The organism is Micromonospora sp. LOL_015 (genome assembly GCF_048060275.1).
Classification (GTDB): Bacteria; Actinomycetota; Actinomycetes; order Mycobacteriales; family Micromonosporaceae; genus Micromonospora_E.
On the sequence record NZ_JBHMIO010000018.1, the window covers coordinates 64,054 to 87,947 of the forward strand.

At 71.2% G+C, this 23,894-nt stretch carries 22 protein-coding genes; 7 read left to right on the forward strand and 15 right to left on the reverse strand.

The window, feature by feature from the left end:
- Positions 1-107: 107 nt before the first annotated feature.
- The 10 genes from rdgB to ACFHWU_RS16465 form a co-directional block, all read right to left on the reverse strand.
- Positions 108-737: an RdgB/HAM1 family non-canonical purine NTP pyrophosphatase gene (gene rdgB / locus ACFHWU_RS16420; RefSeq protein ID WP_416590946.1), complete on the reverse strand. Its 630-nt coding sequence runs from the start codon at positions 735-737 to the stop codon at positions 108-110.
- Positions 734-1,462, reverse strand: coding sequence for a ribonuclease PH (gene rph, locus ACFHWU_RS16425; RefSeq protein ID WP_416554686.1), 729 nt, complete (start codon positions 1,460-1,462; stop codon positions 734-736). Before rph ends, rdgB begins: the two co-directional genes overlap by 4 nt.
- Positions 1,463-1,523: 61 nt before the next feature.
- Positions 1,524-2,669, reverse strand: a complete 1,146-nt coding sequence (locus ACFHWU_RS16430; RefSeq protein ID WP_416590947.1) for a glycosyltransferase family 4 protein — start codon at positions 2,667-2,669, stop codon at positions 1,524-1,526.
- 98 nt (positions 2,670-2,767) lie between these two features.
- Complete coding sequence (locus ACFHWU_RS16435; RefSeq protein WP_416554690.1) at positions 2,768-3,514, reverse strand: MBL fold metallo-hydrolase; 747 nt, start codon at positions 3,512-3,514, stop codon at positions 2,768-2,770.
- Between the two features lie 259 nt (positions 3,515-3,773).
- On the reverse strand, positions 3,774-4,739 hold the full coding sequence (locus tag ACFHWU_RS16440; RefSeq protein ID WP_416554692.1) for a PLP-dependent cysteine synthase family protein: 966 nt from the start codon (positions 4,737-4,739) through the stop codon (positions 3,774-3,776).
- 10 nt (positions 4,740-4,749) lie between these two features.
- Positions 4,750-5,067, reverse strand: a complete 318-nt coding sequence (locus ACFHWU_RS16445; RefSeq protein WP_416554694.1) for a MoaD/ThiS family protein — start codon at positions 5,065-5,067, stop codon at positions 4,750-4,752.
- Positions 5,068-5,128: 61 nt separating this feature from the next.
- Positions 5,129-5,620, reverse strand: coding sequence for a Mov34/MPN/PAD-1 family protein (locus ACFHWU_RS16450; RefSeq protein ID WP_416554696.1), 492 nt, complete (start codon positions 5,618-5,620; stop codon positions 5,129-5,131).
- Positions 5,621-5,690: 70 nt separating this feature from the next.
- Positions 5,691-6,200: a DUF2017 domain-containing protein gene (locus tag ACFHWU_RS16455; protein WP_416554698.1), complete on the reverse strand. Its 510-nt coding sequence runs from the start codon at positions 6,198-6,200 to the stop codon at positions 5,691-5,693.
- A complete protein-coding gene (clpS, locus tag ACFHWU_RS16460) occupies positions 6,197-6,487 on the reverse strand; it encodes an ATP-dependent Clp protease adapter ClpS (RefSeq protein WP_416554700.1) in 291 nt (96 codons plus the stop codon). Before clpS ends, ACFHWU_RS16455 begins: the two co-directional genes overlap by 4 nt.
- A gap of 49 nt (positions 6,488-6,536) precedes the next feature.
- Positions 6,537-7,943, reverse strand: a complete 1,407-nt coding sequence (locus tag ACFHWU_RS16465; protein WP_416590948.1) for a hypothetical protein — start codon at positions 7,941-7,943, stop codon at positions 6,537-6,539.
- A gap of 283 nt (positions 7,944-8,226) precedes the next feature.
- On the opposite strand from ACFHWU_RS16465, the gene ACFHWU_RS16470 reads away from it, so the two are divergent.
- The 4 genes from ACFHWU_RS16470 to ACFHWU_RS16485 all read left to right on the forward strand — a co-directional run bounded on the left by ACFHWU_RS16470 (position 8,227) and on the right by ACFHWU_RS16485 (position 14,125).
- Positions 8,227-10,899, forward strand: a complete 2,673-nt coding sequence (locus ACFHWU_RS16470) for a LuxR C-terminal-related transcriptional regulator (protein WP_416590950.1) — start codon at positions 8,227-8,229, stop codon at positions 10,897-10,899.
- Between the two features lie 4 nt (positions 10,900-10,903).
- Entirely contained in the window at positions 10,904-12,193 is a 1,290-nt protein-coding gene (locus ACFHWU_RS16475; protein WP_416554706.1) for a nicotinate phosphoribosyltransferase, read from the forward strand.
- Between the two features lie 69 nt (positions 12,194-12,262).
- A complete protein-coding gene (locus tag ACFHWU_RS16480; RefSeq protein ID WP_416590951.1) occupies positions 12,263-12,847 on the forward strand; it encodes a nicotinamidase in 585 nt (194 codons plus the stop codon).
- A gap of 81 nt (positions 12,848-12,928) precedes the next feature.
- Positions 12,929-14,125, forward strand: coding sequence for an MFS transporter (locus ACFHWU_RS16485; RefSeq protein ID WP_416568324.1), 1,197 nt, complete (start codon positions 12,929-12,931; stop codon positions 14,123-14,125).
- Positions 14,126-14,214: 89 nt separating this feature from the next.
- On the opposite strand, the gene ctaD is transcribed toward ACFHWU_RS16485, so the two are convergent.
- The 4 genes from ctaD to eda form a co-directional block, all read right to left on the reverse strand.
- A complete protein-coding gene (gene ctaD, locus ACFHWU_RS16490; protein ID WP_278167436.1) occupies positions 14,215-15,975 on the reverse strand; it encodes a cytochrome c oxidase subunit I in 1,761 nt (586 codons plus the stop codon).
- Between the two features lie 136 nt (positions 15,976-16,111).
- The gene (locus ACFHWU_RS16495; RefSeq protein WP_416590953.1) at positions 16,112-17,227 is read right to left on the reverse strand and encodes an FAD-dependent monooxygenase; all 1,116 of its coding nucleotides are present in this window, start codon (positions 17,225-17,227) and stop codon (positions 16,112-16,114) included.
- Positions 17,228-17,405: 178 nt separating this feature from the next.
- The gene (locus ACFHWU_RS16500; RefSeq protein WP_416590955.1) at positions 17,406-18,533 is read right to left on the reverse strand and encodes a sugar kinase; all 1,128 of its coding nucleotides are present in this window, start codon (positions 18,531-18,533) and stop codon (positions 17,406-17,408) included.
- 90 nt (positions 18,534-18,623) lie between these two features.
- Positions 18,624-19,322, reverse strand: a complete 699-nt coding sequence (gene eda / locus ACFHWU_RS16505; protein WP_416590956.1) for a bifunctional 4-hydroxy-2-oxoglutarate aldolase/2-dehydro-3-deoxy-phosphogluconate aldolase — start codon at positions 19,320-19,322, stop codon at positions 18,624-18,626.
- Between the two features lie 64 nt (positions 19,323-19,386).
- On the opposite strand from eda, the gene ACFHWU_RS16510 reads away from it, so the two are divergent.
- On the forward strand, positions 19,387-20,160 hold the full coding sequence (locus ACFHWU_RS16510) for an IclR family transcriptional regulator (RefSeq protein WP_416554716.1): 774 nt from the start codon (positions 19,387-19,389) through the stop codon (positions 20,158-20,160).
- 92 nt (positions 20,161-20,252) lie between these two features.
- Complete coding sequence (locus ACFHWU_RS16515) at positions 20,253-21,377, forward strand: GH12 family glycosyl hydrolase domain-containing protein (RefSeq protein ID WP_416590958.1); 1,125 nt, start codon at positions 20,253-20,255, stop codon at positions 21,375-21,377.
- Positions 21,378-21,489: 112 nt separating this feature from the next.
- Here the strand turns inward: ACFHWU_RS16515 and ACFHWU_RS16520 are convergent, their stop codons facing one another.
- Positions 21,490-22,224 carry an aldo/keto reductase gene (locus tag ACFHWU_RS16520; protein ID WP_416554795.1) on the reverse strand — a complete coding sequence of 245 codons (735 nt, stop codon included), beginning with the start codon at positions 22,222-22,224 and terminating at the stop codon, positions 21,490-21,492.
- Between the two features lie 248 nt (positions 22,225-22,472).
- On the opposite strand from ACFHWU_RS16520, the gene ACFHWU_RS16525 reads away from it, so the two are divergent.
- Positions 22,473-23,879 carry an MGH1-like glycoside hydrolase domain-containing protein gene (locus tag ACFHWU_RS16525; RefSeq protein WP_416554720.1) on the forward strand — a complete coding sequence of 469 codons (1,407 nt, stop codon included), beginning with the start codon at positions 22,473-22,475 and terminating at the stop codon, positions 23,877-23,879.
- Positions 23,880-23,894: the final 15 nt, after the last annotated feature.

The following is a 23,894-nucleotide window of genomic DNA, read 5'->3' on the forward strand; positions in this document are numbered from 1 at the left end:
GAAAACAGCCCCCCTGTGGCATGAGCTTGCCGCGCGAGCCTAACGGGGGTGAGCTCAGATGTACGCCGCGTAACCAGAGATCTAAGCACTAATTAAATCTACCGGCGTCATCCGACGGTCTTCGCGACGACCTTTGCCATCAACCGGAATGCCTTGCCACGGTGGCTGATCGCGTCCTTCTCGGCCGGGCTGAGCTCGGCGTTGGTCCGTTCCTGACCGTCACCGAGAAAGATCGGGTCGTAACCGAAGCCACCGTCGCCGCGACCGGCGCGCAACAGCCGGCCGGACTGGCGTCCTTCGACCAGGTGTTCCTTGCCGCCGGGCAGCACCAGGGCCGCAGCGCAGACGAACGACGCCGCCCGGTGTTCGTCCGGCACGTCGGCGAGCTGGGCCAGCACCAGATTCAGGTTGGCGAGGTCGGCACCGTGCCGGCCGGACCACCGGGCACTGAACACTCCGGGCATCCCACCCAGCGCGTCGACGGCCAGCCCGGAATCGTCGGCGACCGTCGGCAGCCCGGTGTACCGGCAGCCTTCCCTGGCTTTGAGCAGCGCGTTCTCGCCGAAGGTGAGACCGGACTCGGGCGCCTCCGGGTAGGGCTCCAGGTCGGCCAGCCCGACCAGTTCGACCCGGTGGGCACCGAGCGAGGTGTCCAGGATCCGCTGCAGCTCGGTCAGCTTCTTGCCGTTGCGGGTGGCGAGCAGCAGCCGGGTACGCCCGGCCGGTGCCGCGCTCACCGGTCCAGCACCCTACGCTGCGCGGCGGTCAGCTCGGCGCAACCGGCGACCGCCAGGTCGAGCATGGCGTCGAGCTGGTCCCGGCCGAACACCGCCGCCTCGCCGGTGCCCTGCACCTCGACGAAGTCCCCGTCGCCGGTGCAGACCACGTTCATGTCCACGTCGGCCGCGACGTCCTCCAGATAACACAGATCCAGCCGCGGTTCGCCGGCGATCACGCCGACGCTGACCGCCGCGATCGAGCGCCGCATCACCCGGTCCGGCTTGCCGCTGAGCGCCTTGCGGTCGGCCAACCAGCTGACCGCGTCGTTCAACGCGACGTAACCGCCGGTGATCGCGGCGGTCCGGGTGCCGCCGTCGGCCTGCAGCACGTCGCAGTCCAGCACGATCGAATTCTCCCCGAGCGCCTTCAGGTCGACGGCGGCGCGCAGGCTGCGCCCGATCAGCCGGGAGATCTCGTGGGTCCGGCCGCCCAGCCGACCCTTGACGCTCTCCCGGTCCGACCGGGTGGTGGTCGCCCGCGGCAGCATGGCGTACTCGGCCGTCACCCAGCCCAGTCCGGACCCTTTCCGCCAGCGGGGCACCCCCTCGGTGACGCTCGCGGTGCAGAGCACCTTGGTCTGCCCGAACTCGACCAGCACCGACCCTTCCGGGTGCATGCTCCAGTTGCGGGTCAGGGTCACCGGTCGTAGCTGAGCGTGGGTGCGTCCGTCGGGTCGTGCCATGTGCAGAGCCTATGTGCCGCGCCGCTGCGGGCCCCGTCCGGGTCACACCGGACCGGTCCGCTCAGGCGGCGACCGGCAGGCGGGCCACGACGCCGGGTACGTCCAGCACGGCGCGGTAGTGCTCGATCAGCTCGTCGCCGATCGCCGCCCAGGTGCGGCCGGCGACCGCGGCCCGCGCGGCCCGTCCGTACCGGGCCCGACGGGCCGGGTCGGCGACCAGCCCGGCGACCGCCCCGGCGAGCGCCGTCTGATCACCGGGTGGCACCAGCAGCCCGGTCACCCCGGGCGTGACCAGGTCCACCGGCCCGCCGGCGGCCGGCGCCACCACCGGTACGCCGCTGGCCTGCGCCTCCTGCACGGTCTGACCGAACGTCTCGTGCGGACCGGTGTGGGTGAACACGTCGAAGCTGGCGTACAGCCGGGCCAGGTCCCGGCCGTGCCGGGCGCCGAGGAAGCGGACCGCCGGCAGGGCGCGCTCCAACTCCTTGCGGGCCGGTCCGTCACCCACCACCACGACCCGTACGCCCGGCAGCCGGCTGGTCTCGGCGAGCAGGTCCACCCGCTTCTCGGCGGCGAGCCGGCCGACGTAACCGACCAGCGTCTCACCGCCGGGGGCCAGCTCGCGGCGGGTCGGTTCGCAGCGGTGGGCCGGGGCGAACCGGACCGGGTCGATGCCGCGGCCCCAGATGCGTACCCGGTCGATGCCGTTGGCGGTCAGGTCGACGGCCGCAGCGGTCGACGGCGCCAGGGTGCGGTCCGCAGCGTTGTGGATCTCGCGCAGCCAGCGCCATACCGTCGCCGCACTCCACCCCAGGTGATACGCGCGGGCGTAGGCGGCCACGTCGGTCTGGTAGACCGCCAGGGTGGGTAGCCGCAACCGGCGGGCCACCGTCAGTCCCCGCGCGCCGAGCACGAACGGGCTGGCCAGGTGTACGACGTCCGGGGCGTGGTCGGCCAGCACCTCGGTGAGCCGGCGGCTCGGCAGGCCGAGCCGGAAACTGCGGTAGAGCGGCACCGGCAGGCTCGGCACCCGGACCACCGGGTACGGGTGGACGTGGACCTCCGCCCGCTCGGCCGCAGCCGGCGCCGGTGCGACGACCAACGGCTCGTGCCCGCGGGCGACCAGGTGTTCGGCGACCCGCACCACGGAGTGCGCCACCCCGTTGAGGTCCGGCGGGAAGGACTCGGTGACGATCGCGACGCGCATGGGTGTCACGGTCTCGCCTGTGCGGGTGGCCGAGGCTACGCCGCGTTGACCAGCGGGCGAACTCTGCGGCAAGAGAACCGTTGGCCGGTGTCGACCGGTCAGACCTCGTAGTGGGCGCCGGCCCGGACGATCTCGACCGGCCCGTCGAAGCTCGATGCCGCCGCCTCGAACGTCAACGCCTCGCTGCCCCAGGCGGTGACCAGATGGGTCAGCAGCAGCCGACCGACCCCCGCCTTGGTTGCGGCCTCCCCGGCCTCCCGGCCGGTCAGGTGCAGGTCCGGCGGGTTGTCCACCCCGTCGAGGTAGCTCGCCTCGCAGAGGAAGACGTGCGCGTCCTGGGCCAGCCGCAGCAGCGCCTCACAGGGTGCCGTGTCCGACGAGTAGGTCAGCACCCGGTCGCCGTGCTCCACGCGTACCCCGTAGGTCTCCACCGGGTGGTTGACCCGGTCGACGGTGACCTGCAGCGGGCCGATCGGAAAGCTGCCGGGCTGCAGGCCGTAGAAGGTGTAGACGTCGTCGACCGGCTCGCCGCTGATGTTGTACGCGGTGGCGATCCGGTCGGGCGCGCCGGCCGGGGCGTAGACTGGCAGCGGCGGGTACGGGCCGTCCGGGGCGTAGCGCCGCACCACCACGTAGGTGCAGGCGTCGAGCATGTGGTCGCAGTGCAGGTGGGTGAGCAGGATCGCGTCGACCGCGTGCAGGCCGACGTACCGCTGCAGGGCGGACAGCGAACCCGAGCCGAAGTCGACGAGCAGGCGGAACCCGTCCGCCTCGATCAGGTAGGCCGAACAGGCGGCCTCGGGCCCGGGGAAACTCCCGGCGCAGCCGAGTACGGTCAGACGCATCAACTGTTCCCACGATCGCGGTGAGACACCGGCGATGCGCCGTTCATGCCATCGAAGATCTCCACCAGCGGCTCTGCCACGCTCGGCAGCCTACGCCGCGGCCAGCGGCGGAATGAAAGATCCGCTGCAACTTGTCGTCAACGTGACACCGAAGCGCGAACAACTGGAGCGACTTCGACAACCCGCCCCAGGATCGCCCATAGCGCAACCAATCATTTGCACCGGAGCGCCGGAGCACAAACCATGCCGCCGGTGCGCCTCAGGCCCAGAGCTGACCTTCCAGCGCTTCCTCGGCGTCGGACAGCGTGCCGCCGTACGCACCGGTGGAGAGGTACTTCCAGCCGCCGTCGGCGACCAGGAACGCCACGTCGGCGCGGCGGCCGGCGTTGACCGCCTCGTGCGCGACGGCGAGCGCGGCGTGCAGTACGGCACCGGTCGAGAAGCCGACGAAGAGCCCCTCCACCTCGACCAACTGCCGGGTCCGCAGCACCGCGTCGCGGGTACCCACCGAGAACCGCCGGGTGAGCACGTTCGCGTCGTACAGCTCCGGCACGTAGCCCTCGTCGATGTTGCGCAACCCGTACACCAGCTCGCCGTAGCGGGGCTCGGCGGCGACCACCTCGATGCCGTCGACCTTCTCCCGCAGGTAGCGCCCGGTGCCCATCAGGGTGCCGGTGGTGCCGAGCCCGGCGACGAAGTGGGTGACCGTGGGTAGGTCGCGCAGCAGCTCCGGCCCGGTGGTCTCGTAGTGCGCCTGGGCGTTGCCGCTGTTGCCGTACTGGTAGAGCATCACCCAGTCAGGGTGCTCGGCGGCGATTTGCTTGGCGGTGGCCACCGCCTGGTTGGAGCCGCCGGCGGCCGGCGAGAAGATGATCTCGGCGCCGTACATCCGAAGCAGTTGGACCCGTTCGGCGGAGACGTTCTCCGGCATCACGCAGACCAGCCGGTAGCCGCGCAGCTTCGCCACCATGGCGAGTGAGATCCCGGTGTTGCCACTGGTGGGTTCGAGGATGGTGTCGCCGGGCCGGAGCTGCCCGGCCTGTTCGGCGGCGCGGACCATGAACATTGCCGCCCGGTCCTTGACGCTGCCGGTCGGGTTGCGGTCCTCCAGCTTGGCCCACAGCCGTACCGGCGGCGCCCCGTCGGGCACCACCGGGGAGAGCCGGGGCAGGCCGACCAGCGGGGTGCCGCCACACGCGTCGAGCAGGCTGTCGTAGCGCGTCATGGCGGGCCGCTCAGCCGCTGATGGTGTCGGTGGCGGCCGGGGCGACGTCGCTCGCGCCGCCGGCCACCGCGGGCAGGATCGTCACGGTGTCCCCGTCGGCGACCTTGGCGTCGAGCGCGCCGAGGAAACGGACATCCTCGTCGTTGACGTAAATGTTGACGAACCGGTGCAGGTTGCCCTCGTCGGTGACCAGCCGGCCACGCAGGCCGGAGTGCTTGGCGTCGAGGTCGTTCAGCAGGGCGGCGAGGGTGTCCCCCGTGCCTTCGACGACCTTGGCGCCGCCGGTGTAGCTACGCAGGATGGTGGGGACGCGAACTTCGATAGACATTGACGTGCTCCTATTGCAACGGTAGGTCGGACCAGATCGCGGTGCGGTACGGCGCCAGGTGTCAGCGGCCGGACGAACACTCGTAGTCGACCGTGGTCGGGGTCTGCCCGAACAGGTACGACTGCACCGCGTGCGGGTCGACACCGGCGTCAATGAGATTGACCGGCTCCTCGGTCACCACGCCGTCCACGATGCGGAACGACCGGATCTCGGTGACCTCCGGGTCACGGGTGGAGACCAGCAGGTAGTGGGCCTCGGGCCAGCCGGCGATCGCCGCATCGGTGCGGGACGGGTACGCCTCGGTCGCGGTGTGCGAGTGGTAGATCACCACCGGCTCCTCGTCCCGGTCGTCCATCTCCCGCCACAGATGCAACTGCTCCATCGAGTCGAACTGGTAGAACGTCATCGAGCGGGCCGCGTTCTGCATCGGGATGTGCCGGGTCGGCGTGTCCGAGCCGGCCGGACCGGCGACGACGCCGCACGCCTCGTCAGGGTGGTCCCGGCGGGCATGGGCGACGATCGCGTCGATGATCGACCGGTCGATGCTCAGCACCACCCCAGCCTACCGCCTTCTCCGCTTCTCCGGCCCGGCCGGCCCGTGGCGGTCGTCACGCTCGTCGACACTAGTCGAGCAACGCGCCGAGCAGGGACTCCTGCAGATAGCCCAGATAGGCGTAGACCGACAGCTGGTACAGCCGGCTCGACGACGGATCGTCCCGCTCGGCCGCCGCCAGCTCAGCGCCGAGATCGGTGTCGGCCCGCACCTGCAACCGGACGCCCATCGCCAGCCGGGCGTCGTTGATCGCGCGTAGCCACGCCTCGGCCGCCTCGCCGTCCAGGCGGACCTCCGCGCCCGTGTCGCCGGCGTCGGCCGGCAACGCGGCGAGCACGGCGCCCGCTTGGTCGATCTTTGCCGTCTTGAGGTCGCTCTCGGTGTATCGCCGCAGCTCCGCCGAGCTCGCCGGATCGTCCGGGTAGATGTCCGGAAACAGCCGGTCGACCACCGGGTCGTCCCGTTCGAACCCGTCGGTGAGGAGGTTCACCACCTCACCGGCGACCTTGCGCAACACCCGTACCTCGTCGGGGGAGAAGACGGCCACGACGCGCCCGTTGCGGCGCCGGAACATGCTCATGCCCGGTCGACCGTCGCCCAGAGCCCGTAGGCGTGCAGCCGGGACGCGTCGAGCTCCATCCGCTCGCGGGCGCCGCTGGACACCACCGCCCGGCCCTTGTTGTGCACGTCGAGCATCAACTCCTCCGCCTTGGCCTGGCTGTACCCGAACAACTTTTGAAAGACCCAGGTCACGTACGTCATCAGGTTGACCGGATCGTCCCAGACGATGGTCACCCACAGGCGTTCGTCACCTGGCGTCTCGACCGTGTCCGGCGTCTCGACCGGAGCAACCTGGGGAGCCGCCATTCCCCCATCGTGCCATCGGTGGGGCCGGGGCGGACAACGCCCACCGCGGTCAGCCCGGCGCGTCGCCGCTGTCGATCGCATCAGCCAACAGGTTGGCCAGGCCACGCCGTACTGCGGCGAACCGCAACGCGATCTCCTGGGACAGCGCGATCTCCACCGCCCGCAGCGCCTGCTGGATCCAGGACCGGGCCTGGTCCGGCGCCATCCCGGACGGTCCACCGCGCGGATGCCAGCAGTCGGCGGCGAGCGCGACGCCGATCGGCGGCACCGTGCACCGGGACCGCTGCACCGGGTACGCGGCGAAGACATCCACCACCATGGTGGACGGCCCGGCGACGGTGGACGGCACCGGCTCGCACCGGCCCGCGGCGGTCGTCAGGAGTCCTTCCGCGACCGCCCTGGGCGGATCCCCGAGCAGCCGGCCGCGGAGCTGCTCGCGCAGCAGCGGTCCGAGCCGCTGTGCCGGGTCCGGCCCGAACACCTGCTCGACCGCCTCGTCCACCGCGTCGTCCACGCCGGCGGCACAGGCCGCGCTGGCGTGCAACGACAGGGTCAGGAGCTCGCGGTCCAGGAAGCCGGGTATCCCGGCCGGTCCACCGCCGAACAACAACTCGCGGACGGCAGCCAGGTGCAGGTTGGCCAGCTCGATCGCCAGGGTGTGCCGCACCCGCTGGCCGATCCGTCGCACCACCCGGTCCAGCCGCTCGGACCAGCCGACTGCCGGCCCGCCGGATGGCAGTGTCAGTGGCTCGTCGAACGCCAGCTGATCGGCCAGACCGGCGCCGGCCCGGTGCAGCGCCTCCCGGGCTGCCCAGTCGGTCACCTCCCGGCGGAGAAACACCGCATCGCCGGTTGCCGCGTCGACCGAATGCCAGGGTGCCTGTTCCAGCTCCGGAACAGCGGCGAGCAGCTCGGCCCGCTGGAACGACCCGCCCGCGCTCTGTACGCCGGCCGCGGTGATCGCGACGAACACCGCGACACCGGCACCCAGCGTCCGGCGCAGCAGTTCGTGTTCGATCTGCCCGGGCGGCGGCCCGGCACCAACCACGAAGACCAGCGCGCCGCCGCGTACCGCCGTGTCGAGCAGCACCGTCGCGCCGGCCGACCGGAGCGTCTCCAGGTCGGGCGAATCGACCAGGCTGAGCCGGCGCAGCGAGGTATCCGGCCGGATCACCTCGACCCGGCGCGGTGGACGGGGCAGGGCCAGGTTGGCACCGGACCGCGCTGACCGCGCCGGGACGATCCACGGCTGCGACCAGCCGGGCAGATATGCCGCGATCCGCTCGACCGTACCGTGCCGGACGACCAGGAAACTCTCGGGCGGACGCAGATCGGGCAGCGGTTCACCGTCGAGAAACGCGGTCAGCACGGCCGAGCGGCTACTGGCGGCGGCTCCGACCACGACGGCCGCGACCGGTTCGTCGGCCGGTGGGGGCGGCGGCGCCGGGGCGGCCATCGGCTACTCCACAACCAGGTCACCCGGGCGGCGCGGCTGCCTGCGCTGCCGGGGAACGCGGGCGGCGGCGCGGGTGGCCGGGCGATTCGCCGGTACTGTCACGGACTCCACAAGACGAGCTCCTTCGGGCGTCATCGCCACGAATTACCAGTCCACCGACGCTACGTGCACAATCACCTACACAGCGACGACTGTCGCTACTCACTGACCGAACACTTCATACTCAACTGCGATCCGTGACCGACCCTTCCCCCTTGGCGACCGTTCTATATGCTCCCCTGCCATGGGCCTGTGGAGCTTCGTAGGACGGTCCGAAGAGCTCGACCGGCTGTTCGCCGCCGCCACCGACGGCGGTCGCGGCCTGATCCTCAGTGGCTCCGCCGGGATCGGCAAGAGTCGGCTGTTGCGCGAAGTCGTAGGTAGACTGCCGACCAAGAGCTACGCGGTCTGGTCCGCCTCGGGCAGCGTCAGCGCCGCGGGCCTGCCGTTCGCCGGCCTCGCCCAGGTGCTCCCGGCGAACCAGCCACCCGGGTTGTCCCCCTCGGCGCTACTGCGGTGGGCCGTCGAGTCGCTACGACAACGGGCCGCAGGCCGGCCGATCGTGCTCGCCATCGACGACGCGCATCTGCTCGACCCCTCCTCGGCGGCGGCGGCGAACCTGATCGCCCGCTCCGGTCGGGCCACTGTACTGGGTACGCTGCTCAGCGGCGAGCCGGTGCCGCTGCCGATCCGGGCACTGTGGGCCGACGATCTGGTGGTACACGACGAGCTGGCGCCACTGGACGTCGTCGACAGCACTGGCCTGCTGATGGAACTGCTCGGTGGACCGCTGGACCCGACCTCGGCCGAACGGCTGTGGCGGCTGTCCGAGGGAAACCCGCTGCTGCTGCGGGAGCTCGTCATCGCCGCCCAGTCCGGGCAGGAGCTGACCCAGACGTACGGGGTGTGGCGGTGGACCGGCCGGTTGGAGCTGGCGCCGAGCCTGACTGACCTGATCGACACCCGGATCGGCCAGCTCAGCCCGCCGGTCCGCGGCGTCGTCGAGCTGGTGGCGTTCGGCCAGCCGATCGGGCTGCGGCTGCTGCTGCGGACCAGCCGGCACGCCGATGTGGAGGCCGCCGAGGAACGAGGACTGATCCGGGTCGACGTCGACGACCGCCGGCAGGACGTGCACATGGCCCATCCGCTGTACGGCGAGGTGGTGCGCCGCCGATGCCCGGTCACCCGGGCGCAGCGGCTGCAGGCGCAGCTCGCTTCGCTCGTGGACGGGGTAGGGACACGCCGCCGGGAGGACCTGCTGCGGGTCGCCGTCTGGCGGCTCGAGTCGAACACCGCCGACGACCCGGCGATGCTGCTCGACGCTGCCGGCCGGGCGTTCGCCGGGTACGACGTCCCACTGGCGGACCGGCTGGCCGCCCGAGCGTATGACGCCGGCGGCGGGTTCGACGCCGCCGAGCTGTGGGCGACCATCCTGATGTTCCGAGACGAGCCGGAGCGGGCGCTGGCCACCATCGAGGCGGTCCGCGACGAGGTCACCACCGACGAACGACGCAGCCGCTGGTTGATGGTGCTGGGACTGGTCGCCTACTGGGGGCTCGGCAACGAGTCGACGCCGGAGGACCTGGCGGCCGGTGCCCGCGAGCTGACCGACCCGGCCGAGCGGGTCCGGGTCGACTCGTTCGAGGCGATCATGCGGCTGCACCGGCTGGAGTGTGACGCCGCGCTGCGGCTGGCCCGCGCCGTACTCGCCCGGCCGGCGGCCAGTCCCGCCGCCCACGGGCTGGCCCAGTGCACCATCGCCCACCTACAGGCCGCGCAGGGCGACCTGACCGGCAGCGGCCGGGCCATCGCCCGGGTCGTGGCCGACGCCCCGCACTGGCGAACCGAACTTCCCTACCTTCAGCTGGCACTGGAACTCGCTCGCGGCACCCGGCTGGTGCTCGCCGGGGAGCTGCCCGGGATCGAGACGATCGTCGCCGAGGAGTTCGCCGACCTGGCCGACGCCGGTGACTTCCGGCTCGGGTCCGGCTACCTGTCGGTGATCCGGGCGCAGGCCGCCCGGCTGCGCGGCCGGCTCGACGAGGCGCTGCGACACAGCCTGCAGGCGTGCGCCACGTTGGCCACCGGCCGGGTGTACGCCGGGCTGGCCCACGCCGAACGGGCACACGCGGCCGCCCTGCGTGGCGAGGCGGCCCAGGCCGCTGCGGCGATGGCCGACTCGGACCGGGCGCAGATGCCCGGGATGGCCATCCTGTACCCGTGGCGGGAGCAGGCGCGCTGCTGGGTGGCAGTCGCCGAGGGGGACGTCACCGGCGCGGTCGACATGCTGCGGGAGTTGGCGGCCCGGCTGCGTACCGACGGGTTCGCCGGCCACGAGGTGATGGTGCTGCACGACCTGGTCCGGCTGGACCGGGCCGACCTGGCGGTGGACCGGCTGACCGAGCTCGCCAAGGTGGTCGAAGGCCCACTGCCGCCGCTGGTCCTGCGCCAGGCACAAGGCGCCACCAACGGACCGTACGGTGCCCTGCTGCGCGCTGCCAGCGGCTTCGCCGGCCTCGGGCTGCACCTGTTCGCCGCCGAGTCCGCCGCGATGGCGGTACGGCGGCAGCGGCTGGCCCGGTCGCCGGTCACCGGGCAGACCAACATGCTGCTCGGCCGGTCGCTCGGCCAGTGCGTCGACGTGCGTACCCCGGCGTTGCTGGCCGGCCTGCCCAACCTGACCGACCGGGAGCACCAGGTGGCGAAGCTGGCGGCGGCCGGCGTCGCCAGCCGGGAGATCGCCCAGCGGTTGTTCCTGTCGCCCCGCACCGTGGAGAACCATCTGCAACGGGCGTACGGCAAGCTCGGCGTGACCGGGCGTGCCAACCTGGCCGAGGCGGTGCGCGCTCTGCCCGACGAGCCGGGGCCGCCGGGCCAGGCCGGGCCGGGCCGCACCGGCCGGGCGGCCGTACAGTAGCCAGGTGACCAGCGCCAGCCCTGCTCTGCTGACCGACCACTACGAGCTAACCATGCTCGCCGCCGCGTTGGCGGACGGCAGCGCGCACCGGCACTGCGTGTTCGAGGTCTTCGCCCGGCGGCTGCCGACCGGCCGCCGGTACGGTGTGGTGGCCGGCACCGGTCGGCTGGTCGACCTGATCCGGGACTTCCGCTTCGACGCGGAAACCGTCCGACACCTGCGGGACCGCGCGGTGGTCGACGCCGGCACCGCACAGTGGCTGACCGACTACCGGTTCACCGGGGACGTCGACGGGTACGCCGAGGGAGAATTGTTCTTCCCGAACTCGCCGATCCTCACCGTCTCCGGCACGTTCGCCGAGTGCGTCCTGCTGGAGACTCTGGTGCTGTCGGTGCTGAACCACGACTGCGCGATCGCGGCGGCGGCGGCGCGGGCGGTGACCGCCGCCCGCGGCCGGCCGGTGATTGAGATGGGTTCGCGGCGCACCCACGAGGAGGCGGCGGTGGCGGCGGCCCGGGCCGCGTACCTGGCCGGTTTCGCGGCCACGTCCAACCTGGCGGCGGGTGCCCGGTACGGCATCCCGACCGCGGGAACCTCGGCGCACGCGTTCACCCTGCTGCACGACGACGAACGGGCGGCGTTCGCGTCACAGGTGGCCACGCTCGGGCGGGACACCACACTGCTGGTCGACACCTACAGCATCAGCCAGGGCATCCGTAATGCGATCGAGGTCGCCGGGCCGGACCTGCGGGCGATCCGGATCGACTCCGGCGACCTGTCGGTCCTGGCGCAACAGTCCCGGGAGCTGCTCGACTCGCTCGGCGCCACCGAGACCAAGATCATTGTCTCCGGTGATCTCGACGAGCACGCGATCGCCTCGCTCGCCGCCGAGCCGGTCGACATGTACGGTGCCGGCACCGCAGTGGTGACCGGCTCCGGCGCGCCGACCGCCCGGCTGGTGTACAAGCTGGTCGAGGTCGACGGCCGGCCGGTGGTCAAGCGCTCCGAGAACAAGGCCACTGTCGGGGGCCGGAAGGTGGCGGTACGCCGGCACAAGCCGACCGGCACCGCCACCGAGGAGATTGTCGTCTCGCAGGGAGTCCCGGACCGGGCCAACGGTGACCGGGTGCTGCAACGGTCCTTTGTCGCCGCTGGCGAGGCGCGGACCCGGCCGACCCTCGACGAGTCCCGCGAGCACCTGCGCCGCTGCCTCATCTCGATACCGTGGGAAGGGCTGAAGCTGTCCGCCGGAGATCCAACCATCCCGGTGACCGTCGTGCCCGCCGTCCAGTGACCGCCGGGCCGCGACCGGTAGCGGCTGGTAATCGACCATGCAGAAGTCAGCAGCAGGAGGACGACGAGCATGCACCGGGCACTGATCATCGTTGACGTACAGAACGACTTTTGTGAAGGTGGCTCACTCGCGGTGGGCGGCGGCACCGGAGTGGCGGTGGCGATCTCCCAGACCGTCGCCGAGGCACCGCAGCAGCGGTGGCGGCACGTGGTGGCAACCAAGGACTACCACGTCGACCCCGGCGCGCACTTCGGCGACCCGCCGGACTTCGTCGACACCTGGCCGGCGCACTGCGTGGTGGGCACCGGCGGGGACGAGTTCCATCCCGGGCTGGCCACCGATCGGATCGAGGCAGTCTTCCGTAAGGGCCAGTACGCGGCGGCCTACTCGGGCTTCGAGGGCCACAGCGACGACGGCACCGGCCTGGCCGACTGGCTGTGGGAACACGGCATCACCGGGGTCGACGTGGTCGGCATCGCCACCGACCACTGTGTACGGGCGACCGCGCTGGACGCCTCCCGGGCCGGCTTCGATACCACCGTGCTGCTCGACCTGACCGCCGGGGTGGCCCGGGATACCACCGAGGTGGCGGTGGACGCGATGCGGGCCGCCGGGGTGACGTTGACCGGTTCCCCGGTGCTGCGTCCGACCTGACCCGCCGGAAAGCCGGCCCGGATATCGGCTGGCCGACGTCGTACCCGGCGGGCATGATGCCGGCCGGAGGTAACACTGTCGATGAATTTGACTCCTTACCGGCAGGCGCTCGCGCTGCCCGGGGTGGCCCGGCTGCTCGCCCTGTCGGTGCTGGCCCGGATGCCGAACACCGCCGCCGGTGTGGCGCTGACCCTGTACGTCGTGCTGGGCCTGGGCCGGGGGTACGCCGCCGCCGGTTTGGCCGGTACCGCGTTGACCATCGGGGCCGCGATCGGCGCACCGCTGCTGGGTCGGCTGGTCGACCGACGCGGGTTACGCCCGGCGCTGGTCGTCTCGGTCACCGCCCAGGGCGTCTTCTGGACCGTGGCGCAGGCGCTGCCGTACCCCGCGTTGCTGGTCGCCGCGGTCGTCGCCGGCCTGCTCAGCCTGCCGGTGTTCTCGGTGATCCGGCAGTCGCTGGCCGCGCTGGTCCCGGCGGAACAGCGCCGTCCGGCGTACGCCCTGGATTCGATGTCGGTCGAGCTTTCCTTCATGGTCGGCCCGGCGCTGGCGGTGCTGCTCGCCACCGCGGTCTCCCCCCGGATCGCGATGGTCGCGGTCGGCGCTGGCCTGGTCGCCGCCGGGCTGGCGCTGTTTGTCGTCGACCCGCCGATCCGGGCCCGGCACGAGGAAGCCGACCGGGCTGGCACCCGGATCGCCCGCCGGGACTGGCTGACCCCGCAGTTGTTCGGGGTACTCGCGGTCGGCACGGCGTCGACGTTGGTGCTCGGCGGCACCGACGTGGCGTTGATCGCCGCGCTGCGGGAGAGCGACCAGTTGGCCTGGACCAGCGTCGTGCTCGCCGGCTGGGGGGCGTACTCCCTGGTCGGCGGGTTCGCCTACGGTGCGACCCGGCGTGCGGTGCCGCCGGTTGGGTTGATGGTCGCGCTGGCCGCCGCCACGGTCCCGGTCGGGCTCGGGGCCGGGCACTGGTGGACGCTCGGGCTGGCCCTGGCCCCGGCCGGGCTGCTCTGCGCGCCGACGATCGCCGCCACGTCCGACGCGGTCGCCCGGCTGGCCCCGGCGGCGGTACGCGGCGAGGCGATGGGTCTGCACGGTTCGGCGTTGACCGTGGGCATGGCCGTCGGGGCACCGCTGACCGGTGCGGTGATCGACGCCAGTACGCCGACGTGGGGGTTCGTGGCGATCGGTGCGGCGGGGCTGCTGCTGGCGCTGCCGATGGTCGCGATGCGGTGGCGCCGCCGGCCGGTGCCGGACCGGGTGCCGGCACCGCGGTGACGGGCTGCCCGAACACCCGACGCGGCCCCGGGCGATGTCGCCCGGGGCCGCGTCGTAGACCGATCGTGGGGTAAGCGCCGGCCAGTGGGTCAGCGCCGGTCGACGTTGCTGGCGGTGTCCTCCTGGTATGTGGCACCGCCGTCCGACTCGCTGGTCAGCGGCTTGGCACCGCCCTCCGGCGGGCCGGCGACCGAGTGGTGGCCGGCGGCCAGCTCCGGGAACTTCAGGTCGAACGCCGGTCGCTCGGAGCGGATCCGGGGCATCCGGTCGAAGTTGCGCAGCGGTGGCGGGCAACTGGTCGCCCACTCCAACGAGTTCCCGTGGCCCCACGGGTCGTCGACCTCGACCAGCGGTCCGGCCTTGTACGACTTCCACACGTTGTACAGGAACGGCAGGGTGGAGATGCCGGTGACGAACGAGCCGACCGTGGAGATCATGTTGAGTGTCGTCCAGCCGTCGATCGCCTGGTAGTCGGCGTACCGGCGGGGAAAGCCCTCGGCCCCGAGCCAGTGCTGCACCAGGAAGGTGGTGTGGAAGCCGACGAAGGTCAGCCAGAAGTGCACTCGGCCCAGCCGCTCGTCGAGCATCCGACCGGTGAACTTCGGGAACCAGAAGTAGATGCCGGCGAAGACCGCGAACACGATCGTGCCGAACAGCACGTAGTGGAAGTGTGCGACGACGAAGTACGAGTCCGAGACGTGGAAGTCGATCGGTGGGCTGGCCAGCAGGACACCCGACAGACCGCCGAAGAGGAAGGTGACCAGGAAGCCGATCGACCAGAGCATCGGCGTCTCGAAGCTGATCTGCCCCCGCCACATGGTGCCGATCCAGTTGAAGAACTTCATGCCGGTCGGCACCGCGATCAGGAAGGACAGGAAGCTGAAGAAGGGCAGCAGCACCGCGCCGGTGGCGAACATGTGGTGCGCCCAGACGCTCATCGACAGCGCGGCGATCGCGATCGTGGCGGCCACCAGACCCTTGTAGCCGAAGATCGGCTTGCGGGAGAAGACCGGGATGATCTCGCTGATGATGCCGAAGAACGGCAGCGCGACGATGTACACCTCGGGGTGGCCGAAGAACCAGAACAGGTGCTGCCACAGCAGCGGCCCGCCGGTCTCCGGCGCGTACACGTGGGCACCGAGCATGCGGTCGGCGGCGAGCGCGAACAGCGCGGCGGCCAGCAGCGGGAAGACCATGATCACCAGGAGGCTGGTGACCAGGATGTTCCAGGTGAAGATCGGCATCCGGAACATGGTCATGCCCGGCGCGCGCAGGGTCAGGATCGTGGTGATCATGTTCACCGCGCCGAGGATGGTGCCCAGACCGGAGATCGCCAAGCCGACGATCCACATGTTGGCGCCGACGCCCGGAGAGTGCTCGACACTGCTCAGCGGGGTGTACGCGAACCAGCCGAAGTCGGCGGCGCCGCCCGGGGTGAGGAAGCCACCCATCGCCAAGGTGCCACCGAACAGGTACAGCCAGTAGGCGAAGCTGTTCAGCCGGGGAAAGGAAACGTCCGGCGCGCCGATCTGGATCGGCGTAACGTAGTTGGCGAAGGCGAACACGATCGGCGTCGCGAAGAACAACAGCATGATCGTGCCGTGCATGGTGAACAGCTGGTTGTACTGCTCCGGGGAGAGGAACTGCATCCCCGGCTGGGCCAGCTCCGCACGCATGATCAGGGCCATCAGGCCACCGATCATGAAGAACGCGAAGGCGGTGATCATGTACATGATCCCGATCTGCTTCGCGTCGGTCGTGCGCAGCAGCCGCGCCATGGCCGAGCCGCGGACCGGCCTGCGGACCGGAAAGGGCCGGCTGGCGATCGGCTTCGGTGCGACGGTGGTCACGAATGGCCTCCGGTTCTCGTCAATCCCACGGCGCCCGGGGTGATGATCCGCTGGCCGTGCCTCGCAGGCAGGATAGTCCCCGTTCACCGCCGGTCCGCACGCCGGGTGCCTGCCCCGCTGCGGGCTGCCGGTCGGCTCACACCGGGTCGACGAGCAACCGGTAGTGCTCCTGGAAGATGGTGCCGCCTTTGGCACGCAGCATCGGGTCGCGCAGGGCCGGGGCGGCGTCGCGGGTCCGGTCCCGGTCGCGGGTCCGGTCCAGGACCCACTGGGTACGCGGCCGACGTCGGCTCTCGTACCTGGCGAGCGCTTCGACGACCGACGGCGCGGCGCGTAGCTCCTCGGCCAGAACCAGCGCGTCCTCGAACGCCATCGCCGCCCCCTGGGACAGGGTCGGTGCGGTGGCGTGGGCAGCGTCCCCGACGAGCACCACGTTCCCCCGGGACCAGCCGCTCAGCTCCACCTCGTCGGTGACGGCCACCTGGACCTTCTCCACCGCGTCGAGGACCGCTGGCACCGGCTCACCGTAGTCACCGAGGAGCTGGTGGAGCCGGACCAACGGGTCGGCCGGCGGGGCGGAGCCGGCCGGCAACGGCTCGTCGGCGTAGAGGTAGACCCGGCCGTAGCCCATCGGGGCGAGCGCGATGCCGGACCGTCGCCCGAGCAGTGCCGTCCACTCGGTGATCACCGGACCGCCGCTGACCACGCTGCGGTAGGCGATCTGGCCGACCGGGTGCGGCGCGCCACCGATCTCGGCCAGTCGACGGACCGCCGACCGGCGCCCGTCCGCTCCGACGACCAGGTCGTACTCGGCGTAGGAACCGTCGCCGAAGGCGACCTTGGTGGTCTCGTCGCCGATCTCCACGTCGCACACCTCGGTGTGGTACCGCACTTCGCCGCCGGCACCGGTGAGCAGCACCTGATGCAGGTCGGCGCGGGGCAACGCCCGGCACTGCCCGACCCCCTGCCACAGCTGTTCCAGATCGACCGAGCACAGCTCGGCACCGGTTGCGTCGAGGAATCGCTGGTGCCGGATCACCGCGCCGAGCGGCCGCAACGGATTGTCCAGCCCGAGTTCACGAAGCGCGCGGATGGCATTGCCGGGCAGGAAGATCCCAGCGCCGGCAACGACGGTCGGAGCCAGCTTCTCCACCAGCTCGGGCCGGATGCCGGCCAGCCGCAGCGCCCGGGCGGCGGCCAGCCCGGCGACGCTGGCACCGACGATGAGCACGCGCACGGGTGGTTGAGCCATGGTCCGCGCCGCCTCCGGGGGAATAGACACTCATTGAAGCCAAGAGACTACTGCCGGCAACACTGCCTGCGGTAGGCCCATCCCACCCTGCTTGCTCCGCGCGAATGCCACCCGCCACGGCACCGGGCAACATCCACCAATGGACAATCTTAACGGCTCATCGGTGCCAGCGGGACCCTCAGCGCTGCACCCTTGCCCCACCGCCACCGGCGAGCGCCGCCACCTCCTCGAGGCTGGCCGTCGAGGTGTCCCCGGGAGTGGTCATCGCCAGCGCCCCGTGGGCGGCACCGTACTCCACCGCGACCGCCAGGTCACCCAGCTCAAGCAGACCGTAGACCAGGCCGGACGCGAAGCTGTCACCGCCGCCGACCCGGTCCAGGATCTCCAGGCCCGGCCGGTGGGTGGCGGACACGAAACCGGTCGGTGCCGACCAGGCGACCGCACCCCAGTCGTTCACCGTCGCGGAACGCACCGTACGCAGCGTCGTCGCCACCACCTTGAAGTTCGGGTACGCCCCGGTCACCTCGGTGATCATCCGCTGGAAGTTGGCGACCTCCAGGTCGGTGAGGCTCTCGTCGGTGTCCGGCACGGCGAACCCGAGACTCGCGGTGAAGTCCTCCTCGTTGCCGATCATGACGTCGACGTAGCCGGCCAGCCGCCGGTTGACCTCCTGCGCCCGAGACTGTCCACCGACCGCCTTCCACAGGCTGGGCCGGTAGTTCAGGTCGTAGGAGATGATCGTGCCGTGCCGGCGGGCGGCCGTCATCGCCGCCTCGATCGTGTCCGGCGTGGTCGGCGACAGGGCCGCGTAGATGCCGCCGGTGTGCAGCCAACGCACGCCGAGGGTACCGAACAGGTGGTCCCAGTCGACGTCTTCGGGGCGCAACTGGCTGGCCGCGCTGTTTGCCCGGTCGGAGGTGCCGATCGCGCCGCGCACCCCGAAGCCGCGCTCGGTGAAGTTGAGCCCGTTGCGGACGGTGCGGCCGATCCCATCGTACGGCAGCCAGCGCGCGTATGCGGTGTCGACGCCGCCCTGCAGCACCAGATCCTCCAGCAGGCGGCCGACCTCGTTGTCGGCGAACGCGGTGACGACCGCGGTACGCAGGCGGAAGCAGCGGCGCAGCCCCCGCGCGACGTTGTATTCGCCGCCGCCCTCCCAGGCCCGGAAGCTGCGGGCGGTGCGCACCCGTCCCTCACCCGGGTCCAGCCGCAGCATGACCTCGCCGAGCGAGACCAGGTCGTAGCGACAGTCGGCGGCCGGCCGGGGGTGCAGCGGGGCGCGGTCGACAGGGTGCTGTTCGGCCATCTCACGACTCCTCAGTCAAACGGTCGGACCGGTCCTGATCGCGGTCGAACCGGTCCTTGTCAAGATCGGTCCCACGCCGGGTCGGACCGGTCAGTCGGCGGCGCGGGCAGCGGCGACCGCGGCTGCGGTCAACCGGGTCACCTCGGCCCAGTCGCCGGCGTCGAGCAGGCGGGGGGCGACCATCCAGGTGCCGCCGACGGCGAGGACCGCCGGGTGGGCCAGGTAGTCCGCGACGTTGGCGGGGCTCACCCCGCCGGTCGGAATGAAGCGCACCGACCGGAACGGCGCGGCGAGCGCGGACACCATGCCCACCCCGCCGAGCTGTTCGGCCGGGAAGAACTTGACCGTGTCCAGCCCGGCGTCGAGGGCCATCTGGATCTCGGTGGCGCTGGACACCCCGGGGAAGACCGGCAGGTCGAGCTCCTGGCAGCGGCGCACGACGGCAGGTCCGAAGCCAGGGCTGACCACGAACCGGGCGCCGGCGTCGACCGCCCGGTCGACCTGTTCGACGGTGAGCACGGTGCCGGCACCGACCAGCATGCCGGAATGCCCGGCCATCGCCGCGATCGCGTCCGCCGCCGCCGGGGTGCGGAAGGTCACTTCTGCGGTACGCAGCCCGCCGGCGAGCAACGCCTCGGCCAGTGGCGCGGCACCGGCCGGATCGGCCAGGACGACCACCGGAAGGATCCGCCCCGCACCGATCACCGAGACGACGTCGCCGCCGTCGTGCGCGCCCTGGTCGGTCTCTCGGCCGGTTGACTCACGTTCAGCATCATGAACATCGGTCACATACGTGACCATACTCCGTGGCACATCGCTGTCAACCGGTGCGGCGCTGGTTAGAGTGACCGCCATGGCGGCGCAGGAGGGTTTCCAGCCGGTGAAGTCCGCCGGCCGGACGTTGGAGGTACTGGAGGCGCTGGCCGCCGCCCCCGACCGCCGGTCCCTCGGCGAACTGGCGCGGGTCCTGCAGATCCCGAAGAGCAGCCTGCACGGGATACTGCGCACGATGGTGCATCGCGGCTGGGTGGAGACCGATCCCACCGGCACCCGGTTCGGCCTGGGCGTACGGGCGCTGCAGGTGGGCGCGGCGTACCTGGCCGCCGACAACGCCGTCAGCCTGCTGGACGGCGTGCTCGACGCGCTGGCCGGGCAGTTCGGTGAGACTGTCCATCTCGGCCGGCTGGACGGCCCGCACGTGGTCTACCTGGCCAAGCGCGAGTCGGTGCACCCGCTGCGGCTGTACAGCGCGATCGGCCGGCACCTGCCGGCGCACGCCACCGCGCTGGGCAAGGCGCTGCTCGCCGAACATCCGGACGACACCGTCGACCAGTTGCTGAGCTGGCCGTTGCGCCGGATGACCCGGCGTACCATCACCGACCAGGCCGCCCTGCACGCCGCCCTGGCCGAGGTCCGCGCCCAGGGCTGGGCCGTGGACCGGGAGGAGAACACCGAGGGGATCGTCTGCCTGGCGATGGCGATGCCGCTGCGCCAGCCGGCCGGCGACGCGATCAGCCTGTCCGTCCCGGCGAACCGGATCGACGCCGCCGGCGAAGCCCGGATGGTCGAGGCGCTGCGGGCCGCCGCCGACCAGGTGGCCGCCGCCCGCGGGCTGATCTCCCACTGACTCTTTTCATGTATGTCGATGTGATCTACCGTGATGGGAGCGCTCCCGCGACGTTGGTTCCTACCCGCCGTCTCCACGGTCTAAGGAGAACCATGAGACGTCCGATCCGCGCCGCCGCCGCAGCCGTACTGCTGCTCACCGGCGGCCTCGTCACCGTGGTCGCCGCCACGCCAGCCCAGGCCGACACACGAATTTGCGAACAGTACGGCAGCACCACCATTCAGGGTCGCTACGTGGTGCAGAACAACCGCTGGGGCACCACCGCCGAACAGTGCATCAACGTGACCGGCACCGGCTTCTCGGTGACCTCGCAGCAAGGCAGCTCACCGACCAACGGCGCACCGGTGTCGTACCCGTCAATTTTCTACGGCTGCCACTACACCAACTGCTCCCCCGGCACCAACATGCCGATCCAGGTGAGCCGGATCAGCAACGCACCGACCAGCATCAACTACCAGTACGTCGGCAACGGGACGTACAACGCCTCGTACGACATCTGGCTCGACCCGACCCCGCGCACCAACGGTGTCAGCCAGATGGAGATCATGATCTGGTTCCACCGGCAGGGCTCCATCCAGCCGATCGGCTCACCGGTCGGCAACGCCACCGTCGCCGGCCGCAGCTGGCAGGTCTGGACCGGCAGCAACGGCTCCAACAACGTGGTGTCCTACCTGGCCCCGTCGTCGATCACCAGTTGGAGCTTCAACGTGCTCGATTTCATCGCCGACGTCCGGGCCCGGGGGCAGATCACCAACTCCTGGTACCTGACCAGCGTCCAGGCCGGCTTCGAGCCGTGGAACGGCGGCGTCGGACTCGGGGTCAACTCCTTCTCCGGTTCGGTCTCCACCGGCGGCGCCCCGCCGACCACCGCCCCGCCGACCAGTCAGCCGCCCGGTGGTGGCGGGTGCCGGGTCAGCTACACGGCGAACACCTGGAACAACGGCTACACCGCCGACGTACGCGTCACCAACACCGGTGGCGGCACCATCAACGGCTGGACGTTGGCCTACCAACTGCCGGCCGGGCAGACGGTCGGCAACTCGTGGAACGCCACCGTCACCCAGAGCGGATCGTCGGTGACCGCTCGGAACGTGGGCTGGAACGGCATGCTGGCCCCCGGGGGGACCGCCTCGTTCGGCTACCAGGCCAGCTACAGCGGTAGCTACTCCTCGCCGAACAGTTTCACCCTGAACGGCACCACCTGCACCACCGGCTGATCCACGGACCCGGGCCCGGCCCGCGGTGCGAGTGACGCGTCCGCCGCAGGCCCGGCCCGGGATCCCGGACAGCGCCGCGACCTACCCGCCCGGCAGCCGGTGGTAGTGGGCCTCAGTCGCGCAGGGCGTCGATCGCGGCCATCTCGTCGGCGGACAGAGTGAAGCCGAAGACGTCGGCGTTGGTACGGATCCGCTCCGGCGTGACGGACTTCGGAATCACCACGATGCCGTGCTGGATGTGCCAGCGCAGCACCACCTGGGCTGGGCTCGCCTGGTGGGCGGCGGCGACCCGGGCCAGCACCGGGTCGGCGAGGTCGGTGTTCTTGAACGGGCTGTACCCCTCCAGTACCACCCTGCGGTCGCGGTGTTCGGCCACCGTCCGCGGATCATGCATCGCCGGTGCCCACGGCACCTGGTTGACCGCCGGCACCACCCCGGTCCCCTCGGTCAGTTCGTCGATCTGGTCGAGGCCGTAGTTGGAGACACCGATCGCCCGGACCGCACCGGTATCCCGGTGGGCGACGAACTCGCGCCAGGTCGGCACGCCGGCACCACCGGCCGGTGGCCAGTGGATCAGCCACAGGTCGACGTACTCGGTGCCCAGCGCGGCCAGGCTCGCAGCCAGCGTCTCCGCCTCCCGCCCGACCCGCTCGGGCGGCAGCTTGGTGGTGATGAAGATCTTGTCCCGGGCGATTCCGCTGTCCTTGATCGCCCGGCCGACCTCTGCCTCGTTGCCGTACATCGTGGCGGTGTCGACGTGTCGGTAGCCGGCGTCCAATGCCGCTCGGACCGCCCGGTACCCGGCGTCGCCCGTCGCCTGCCAGGTGCCGAACCCGAGCAGCGGCATCCCGACCCCGGACGACAGAATTGCCACAGGTTGCTCACCATGCGTTGCCATCCTCCCCGCCTACCCCCTTCGACCTGCCCGTATTCCTTGACCGGACGACTCATCGTCCGGTAGCCGACAGACCCTACCGCTGCCTGCGACAAGGGCACATGCTGTTCACCGCGCGTACATTCGTCGTTACCACCCCACCACTGGCGGTGGTTCCTGCCTGGCCGACGGCCCGGCCGGAGATTGACCAGGACGGAAGAATGAGCAGTATCAGCACCGCCCACACGGCCATCGCGAGGATCCCGGTCACGGACCGGCCGCCGGCCGGACAACTCACCGAACGCACGCCCGCCGACCTGTGGCACATGGCCAGAGCCGTGCTCGACGCCAACTGGTCGCGCAACCACACCGTGCCGTCGCGCAGCCTCTACCCGCACCAGTGGAGCTGGGACGCGGCGTTCATCGCGATCGGCCTGGCCCGGATCGACCCCGACCGGGCCTGGCTCGACCTGCGCAGCCTGTTCCTGGCGCAGTGGCCGGACGGACGGGTCCCGCACATCGTCTTCGACCCGGACGTCGCCGAACACGACTATTTTCCCGGACCGGGTTTCTGGCAGGTGCCGTTGCGCCGTCCCGGGCACCCGGACGGCACCGGCATCGTCCAGCCGCCCGCCCACGCCCTCGCCATCTGGGAAATCTACCGACGGGCACCGGGGCCGCAGGCGGAAGCCGAGCTGCGCTGGTTCTACCCGCGGCTGGTCGCCGCCCAGGACTATCTGTCGAGCTGTCGCGACGCCAGCGGGGACGGGTTGGCCAGCATCGTGCACCCCTGGGAGTCCGGCCTGGACAACAGCCCGGCCTGGGATGCGGCGCTGGCCGCCGTACCGGCCGACCTCGGCGTGCTCGTCGGGCGGCAGCGGCACGACAACCGGGTGGCCGCGGCGGCCCACCGGCCGACCGATGAGGACTACGCCCGGTTCGTCGCGCTGGCGCTGGCTTACCGCGACGGCGGCTACCGGGACGACGAGCTCGCCGCCCGCCACGATTTCGTGGTCGAATGTCCGACCTTCAACGCGTTGCTGGCCGCCGCCGAACACGCGCTCGCCCGGATCGCCGCCGTGATCGGCGCCGACCCGGCGGTCCACCTGGACCGAGCCGCGCGGATCACCCGGGCGGTCGACGACCAACTGTGGAACCCGCAGACCGGCATGTACCACGCCCGGGATGTCCGGACCGGACGGCTCAGTCCGGCACGCTGCGTGAGCGGTCTGGTCCCGCTGATCCTGCCCGACCTACCGCCCGACCGAGTCGCGGCGTTGGTGGCGACGGCCCAGTCGCACCGGTTCGGGCTGTCTGCGTCGATGCCGGTGGCCAGCTACGACCGCTCCGCCGCCGACTTCGACCCGGTGCGCTACTGGCGCGGACCGGTGTGGATCAACATCAACTGGCTGATCTGCCGGGGACTTCGGGAGCATGGCCATCTGGATCAGGCCGAAACGCTGCGTGACGCAATGCTGGAACTGGTCCGCCGGTCCGGCTACTACGAGTATTTCCACCCGGAGACCGGCGACGGGGTCGGATCAGCGGCTTTCAGCTGGACTGCGGCACTGGTGCTCGATCTGCTCGGCGAAGGGACGGTTCCGCCGGTCAGCGGTCCGGTCGACTAGCCGTTAGCCGGTAGC